This window comes from Luteibacter sp. P4_E6, from assembly GCF_056401535.1.
Map to the genome: position 1 here is coordinate 1 of NZ_JBFUJE010000793.1, position 1,347 is coordinate 1,347.

The 1,347-nt window shown below is 64.6% G+C and carries 1 protein-coding gene; it reads left to right on the forward strand.

The window, feature by feature from the left end; translation table 11 throughout:
• Positions 1-579: YjbE family putative metal transport protein (locus AC1DT2_RS23540; RefSeq protein ID WP_477299100.1), on the forward strand; the 579-nt coding region annotated here is incomplete at its 5' end.
• Positions 580-1,347 lie beyond the last annotated feature (768 nt).

Here is a 1,347-nt window from a genome sequence, read left to right on the forward strand (position 1 = left end):
CTGCAGAAGAAGGCCGTTTTCTGGGGCACCTTCGGCGCCATCGCCCTGCGCATCGTGCTGACCTTCGCGGTGATCTGGCTGCTCAAGCYGCCCGGACTGATGCTGATCGGTGGCGCCCTGCTCATTCCCATCGCGTGGAAGCTTCTCAAGCACGACGAGCATGATCCCTCCATCACCCCCGCAGCGGGCTTCTGGGCGGCAATCCGCACCATCGTTATCGCGGATGCGCTGATGGGCCTGGACAACGTCCTGGCGATCGCCGGCGCGGCCAAGGGCCATATGGGACTGGTGGTCCTCGGCCTTGCCATCAGCGTGCCTCTGGTGGTCTGGGGATCCACGCTCATCCTCAAGCTCATCGAGCGCTTCCCCGTCGTGATCTACATCGGCGCCGCGGCTATCGCCTGGACAGCGGCACGCATGATCGCGCATGACCCTCTGGTCGCTGGGTGGTTCGAGGCCAACCCCTGGACGCCGTGGACCCTCGATGCACTGCTCGTTATCAGCATTTGCGCTGGCGGCTGGTGGCGTGCGCGCCTCGCGCAGCGCGCGAAGGCAGCCTTGCCTCTCGCTGGCGAGTGAGGGGATAGCTCGCCACGCGAGCTCATGTAGCCAGCAGCTTGCGCCGCTTCACGCTTGTGGGTGTGTTGGGTCGAGCACAAAGCCAGCGAGTTGCAGCACCGCTTGTGTAGGAGCCGCTTCAGCGGCGAACCCTCAACGGTGATCGTCGCGAATGAGGCGTTGCATCGCATCGTGTCGGCGGTTGAACCGCTCGCCTGATAACCACAAAGCCTCATTCGCAACCTCGACAGCCTGAGGGTTCGCCGCTGAAGCGGCTCCTACAGAAGGCAGTCTGCTCGCTCATCGAACCTCGGGCGACGAAGCGGCGTGGCGCCTGTGCCTCACGCCACCTCAGCGTTCGGTGTCGCGGTTGGGTTGGCCCTTGGGGCCGCCTAAGCTGAGGGCGGCCCCGACCGCCTGACGGAGCGCGAGCCCAGCTACCGCCCGTCTCGAAGAGCCGCGCCGCGGCCCCAAGGGCCAACCCAACCGCGACTCCCGAAGCATCACGAGCGTGAGGCGGCGAACGCCGCTTAAAACATGCGCTCGCGGAGCGAGCGATTCGCATAAAAAAGGCCGCCCGAAGGCGGCCCAGGATTCCCCCTGGCTAGGCGAACGGCACGAGGCCGCTCGCCAACCAGACGATCCGATCAGAAGCGAAAGCGAATGTAAGCCGCTGGTCCGTTGAGCTTCATGTCCAGGTCGAGGTTGTACTGACGCTTGTCCTGGTTGAGCTTGATCTTCGTGTACGCGTACTCCGCACCGATACCCACGTTCTGCCACGGGAAATAC